We start from the raw sequence: 5,400 nt of genomic DNA, 5'->3' as shown, positions 1-5,400 counted from the left end.
GCAGCGCCGGAACGCCGCCCGCGCGGCCGCTCCTCGGTGCCCGCTTCCGCGCCCCCAGCAGCGAGACGTCCTCCGTCAGCGCCGCGAACAACTCCGTGTCGGTGACGCGCAGTTCGGGCCCGAACAGGGTGGACAGCGCGGGCCGTGGCCGGCCGGTCTGGAGCGCGACCACCTCCCGCAGCACACCGGTCAACTGCTCGGCCATCTCCTGCGCCGAGGCGAAGCGCCGCCCGGGGTCCGGGTCCGTCGCTCTGACCAGCAGCCGGTAGAACGACTCGTACGTCCGGAAGACCTCGATGGTGTCCGGGTCGGGGAGCGAGTCCACGAACACGTTCGTATAGCCCTGGAAGTCGAAGGCGAGCACCGCCAGCGTCCGCGCCACCGTGTACAGGTCGGACGCCACCGACGGGCCGGCCTCGGCGACTTCGGGCGCCTGGTAGCCGACCGTGCCGTAGATCGCGGACTCGTCGTCGTCCATCCGGCGGACCGCGCCCATGTCGATGAGCTTGAGCTGCCCCTCGGTCTGTATGGCGTTGTCCACCTTGAAGTCGCAGTACAGGAGGTTGCGGCTGTGCAGGTGTCCGAGCGCCTCCAGCGCCTCGATGCCGTACGCGCAGGTCTGCTCGACCGGCAGCGGATCACGCTTGCCCGTCGGATCGCGCCGTCCGTTGGCGATCTCCTTGAGCGACTTGCCCCCGACGTACTCCATGACGATGTAGCCGTCCATGGAGCCGGTCCGCTGGTCGAGGTGTTCCACGAAGTTGTAGATGCGGACGATGTTGGAGTGCTCGATCTCGGCGAGGAACCGGCGCTCGGAGATCGCGGCTTCCATCGCGTCGGCGTCGCCCGTGTCCAGCAGGCCCTTGAGGACCACCCAGCGGTCCGAGACCGCGCGGTCCACGGCCAGATAGACCCAGCCGAGCCCGCCGTGCGCCAGGCAGCCCCTGACCTCGTACTGCCCGTGCACCACATCGCCCGGGCTGAGCTTCGGCACGAACGAGTACGGGTGGCCGCACTTCGTGCAGAACCCCTCCGTACGCCCCGGCCGGTCGCCGCGCGCCCGGCCCACCGGCGCCCCGCAGCCGCCGCGCGAGCAGAAACGCTTGCGCTCGGGCACCTCGGGGCGCTCCATCACCGCCGAGCCGGGATCGTGACGCGGCACATCGGGTACGGAGACCAGCCCGGCGCCCAGGCGGTTGCGCCCCGACGCCGCCGTGGACGTACTGGAAGCGCGCACCGAGACCGACCGGCTCGACGGCCGCCCCGAGACCCCTCGGGACAGCCGGCCGGAGACCGAGCGGCGAGACCCCGACGAGCGCGCGGACGCGCGGGACGAGGCGTTCGACGAAGGGACGCGGCCCGACGCGCCGCCGGCCGTGATGCCCGTGGGCGGCGAGGACAGGGTGCCGCTGGGAGAGACCACCGGGGCCAGTCCGCAGGTGTCGCAGTACAGCTCCCCGCCGCCCATGTCCTCGTACGAGCCCTCGCAGCCCGGGCGTTGGCATGTGCTCGTCCCGCTCATCGGTCCCCCCGCCCCGTCTCTGTTCCCGTTGTCGTGCCTGCCGCAGCTCCGCCCGTACTCACTCGCCACCCCCGCGGTCGGCGGGCCCCTGCTGCCGTGGCACCAGGAGATCGGCCGCCGCCTGCTGGTAGCGCAGCACCGCCTGCTCGGCGACGCGGAGATCGCAGGGCGCGCTCCACAGCCTGCGGCGGGCCGCGTCGTACCGCTCGATCAGCAGCGGGTCCTCCGCCATGCCGTGCCGGGAGACCTTCGCCCGGTACGCGTCCAGCCTGCCGCGCAGCTCCGCGCGCACGGCGAGCGGCGCGGTGACCGCCGTCAAGGACTCACGGGCCCGCAGCAGTTCGTCCTCGGCGTCGCGCTCCAGCGACTCCAGGAGCGGTGAGAGCCGGTGCCACTGGGCGTGCCTGCGGTATTCGGCGGCGGTCGAGAGCTGCTCGTGCAGCGCGGTCGGCGGGCCGCTGACAGCGGGCACCTCGGAGGCGGCGATCTTCGCGAGCACCTCACCCCGGGCGGACCGCGCCTCGGCGAGCGTACGGTCGGCGCGCGACAGCACGTCCCGCAGCCGCATCAGCCGCTCCTCGGAGTCCTGGCGCACGCTGAGGACCGCCTCGATCTCGCGCCGTACGTCCTCCAGGGCGCGCGCCGCCCTGTCGTAGCGCTCGGTGTCCGGCCTGCCGCCGCCCGGGGCCGAACTGCCGCGCACGGCGTGCCAGAAGGCCAGCGGATCGGAGACCACCTGGGCGCGCAGGGTGGTCAGCTCATGGGTGATCGACTCCAGGTCGTCCGCGGCCGGGTGCTCCCCGGGCCGTACGCCGGCGGAGTGCGCGAGCGAGCGGGTGCGCGCCAGTTCGGCGGAGAGCAGGTCGATCCTGGCGGGCAGCGCCGACCACACGGAGTCCGCCGCCACGACCATGTCCAGCGAACGCGCGTACAGCTCGTTCATCCTGGACACCAGTTCGGCGAGGGTGAACTCCTCGGACAGTTTGGCGGGTCCGGTGAGGGACGCCGCCTGGTGCTCGGGGGTGCCGGCGACGGTGACGCAACGGCCGCGCAGGGTGCGGGTCAGCTCCACCAGATCGTCGCGGTTCGGCCAGCGGCGCCTGGCGCGCAGCTCACGGGCGCCGTTCAGCGCCTCCGCGTAGCTCTCGAAGTACGACCACAGCACGGTGATCCACTGCTCGGCCGAGGCCCAGCGGTCCTTGGTGACCCCGGTCAGCCCGGCGCCTTCGAGCAGTCTGCGGCCCGCGTGGTCCTGGAGGGCGAGCAGCGACGACTCGATCGCTTCGTGCTCCGCGTCCAGACGTGCCAGGGCACGGTCCACCTCGTCCCGGTCCATGACCGGTCCGGGCGGACTCCCGGCGGAGCCGGGGAAGGAGCCCATGACGCCCATCGATCACCTCTCCGCTCGCGTGTGTTCGGCGCCTCACCCGTCCGCCGTCTCCGTACGCCGTCCTACTCGTACTTCGCCGCCGGCGGGCCGGTTATCCCGGGCAGTCCGGCCTTCAGCCAGTGCCTGTACGACACCATCCAGGGGCTGGCGGTTCCACCGGCCCGATAGCCCACCAGCACCTGGTTCACCCGGCGCACCAGGTCGTCGTTGCCGAGCTTGACAGCGACACCGTAGTACTCGGTGGTGAACGGTTTGCCGCGCAACTGCACGGCCGGGTCCTGGGCGACCTGGCCGGCCGCCAGCGCGTTGTCCGTGACGACGGCGTCCACCTCGCCCAACTGGAGCCGTACCAGGCAGTCGAGCTGGTTGGGCACGGTCAACTGGTCCTCGTCCCGCGCGGTGCCGTCGTGCGGGTCCTTGAATATCGCCCCGTACGACTTCTTCACCAGTTGGTCGTACGCGGTGGAGCCCTGGGCGGTGCAGACCCGCTTCCCGGCGAGCGAGGCGTCGTACCCCTTGATCGACGGGTCGGACTTCGGCGCCAGGACCTGCTGGCCCGCCTGGAAGTAGGCGGTGGAGAAGGCGACCTGCTTCTTGCGCTCGCAGTTGATCGTCATCGTCCGGACGACGATGTCCACCGAGCCGTTCTGGAGCGCCTGGACCCGCAGGTTGGTGGGGATGGCGCGGAACGTGATCTTGTTCGGGTCGCCGAGTATGTCGGCGGCGATGGCATGGGCGAGGTCGATGTCGAAGCCCTCGATGCTGCCGTTCGGGGAAGCGGGGTCGCGGTAGCCCCACTGGTAGCTGTTCTGGTCGACACCGACCCAGAGGCGCCCCCGGGCCTTGATCTTCGCGATGGTCGGTCCGTCGGCACCGGAGGGCGGCAGGCTCGCCTCGGGGTTCACACACTCGTCGGCCTTGGCCGGGACCGCCGTCGCGAGGGAACCGGCGGACTGCTCCGCCTGCTCCACCGCCTCCCGGCTCGTGTGCAGCAGCGGGAGCAGGGTGAGCGCGGCCGTCACCACACAGGCGGCGCCCATCGCCGAGACACCGCCCCAGCCGCGGAGCCTGGTGAACGCGCGGAACCGGCCGCCGGACCGGCGAGGCCTGTCTGTCGAGGTCATTCCTCCGCCTCTCACCGGTACTCCGAAAGCCTGCGGCCCATGCCGAGGGCCGCGCCCGCGGCGCCCAGCAGGCCCAGCACAGCCGCGCCGGCCGCCAGCCCGGTCAGGGCGCTCCGCCCGCTCGTGGCGGACGCGGTGAACTCCCCCTGCTCATGGTCGATGGCGGTCCCCAGAGCGGCGTTCACCTGGTCGAACGACTGGCCCGTGGTGCCCTCGGGGCCGATGATCTTGTCCAGCGCCTTCTTGTAGTCGCCGGCCTGGTCCGCCGCGCGGGCCGAGGTGTGGCGCTCCTGCCACTGGGCGACCGAGTCGATCGCCGTGCCCACCGGCTCGCTGCCCGCGCTGTCGTCGGCGAGTCCCCGCGCCGTCCTGAGCGCGGCGGAGAGCTTGGCCATGCCGGTGTTGAAGTCCGCCTCGTACTTGTCGTTCTTGCCGTCCGCGGTGAGGACGGCGCCCCGCGCCACCTCGGTGAGGTTCTCGTTGGCCCGGGCCTTGAGCGAGTTGATCCGGGCGTCGTTGAGCACCGCCAGAGACCGCTGGCCCTTCGCCTCCGCGGCGTTCAGGTCCGACCGCGCGATCGTGTGCCCGACGGCCAGCCAGAGCAGCAGGACCGTGGAAGCGGCGGTGGCGGCGAGCATGCCCTGGTTGAACACCCTGTTCGTCCTGCGGTAGTTGCGCCGCTGCGCCCAGAAGAGACCGCCGAACGTCACCACACCGACGGCGAGCGAGGCGAACGGCCACAGCCGCGCGTCGTCGTTGTCCTGGTCGAGCCGCGCCGTCTCCACCCCGTACAGCTTCTCGGCCGCCGGGAGCAGCTCCCTGGTCATCTGCTCGTTCGCGTACCGCAGGTACGCACCGCCGAGCGGCAGCCCCTGGCGGTTGGCGGCCCTGGCCCGCTCGATCAGGCCGGTGTAGCGCGGAAGGCCCTCGTTGATCGCGGCGATCTGCCGCCCGGATTCACTCGAACTGCTGGTGGTCGCCGCAGCCTTGACGAGCAGGCTGGACGCCGTACGGATGTCGTCCTGATAGAGCTTCAGCACCTCGGGCGGGTCCTGCGCGCCCGCGAGGAAGCCGCTGGCCGCCTGGGTGTCGGCGTCGGCCAGCGAACGGTAGATGTTCGCCGCGTCCCTGCTCAGCGGCTGACTGTGCCTCACCACGTCGTCGGCGGCGGTGAACCGGTCCGAGGCCTCGACGGCCGAGACCGCCCCGAACGCCACGACGAGCAGCACCAGCGCGGCCCCGATGATCCGCAGCCGCCCCGGCTCCGTCGTCGCTCCGGCGCGCAGCTGCTCCACGCCCTCGGTCCACGCCTTGCGCGGCGCCGAAGCCCCCGGAGGGCCGGCGGGCGGGCCCGGCGGCCGGGG

General features: G+C 72.2%; 4 protein-coding genes. All 4 read right to left on the bottom strand.

The genetic code is table 11. From position 1 onward, the window contains the following. On the bottom strand, positions 1 to 1,522 hold a 1,522-nt coding region (locus QR77_RS11660), incomplete at its 3' end, for a serine/threonine protein kinase (protein WP_150130560.1). Positions 1,523 to 1,580: 58 nt separating this feature from the next. After that, the gene (locus QR77_RS11655; protein WP_173476294.1) at positions 1,581 to 2,912 is read right to left on the bottom strand and encodes a hypothetical protein; all 1,332 of its coding nucleotides are present in this window, start codon (positions 2,910 to 2,912) and stop codon (positions 1,581 to 1,583) included. A gap of 62 nt (positions 2,913 to 2,974) precedes the next feature. After that, positions 2,975 to 4,036, bottom strand: a complete 1,062-nt coding sequence (locus QR77_RS11650) for a glutamate ABC transporter substrate-binding protein (RefSeq protein WP_040021490.1) — start codon at positions 4,034 to 4,036, stop codon at positions 2,975 to 2,977. Positions 4,037 to 4,047: 11 nt separating this feature from the next. After that, entirely contained in the window at positions 4,048 to 5,331 is a 1,284-nt protein-coding gene (locus QR77_RS11645; RefSeq protein WP_236711097.1) for a hypothetical protein, read from the bottom strand. Positions 5,332 to 5,400: the final 69 nt, after the last annotated feature.

The sequence above is a fragment of the Streptomyces sp. 150FB genome (genome assembly GCF_000818195.1).
GTDB lineage: Bacteria > Actinomycetota > Actinomycetes > Streptomycetales > Streptomycetaceae > Streptomyces.
This window is presented reverse-complemented; position numbering and strand designations above follow the sequence as displayed.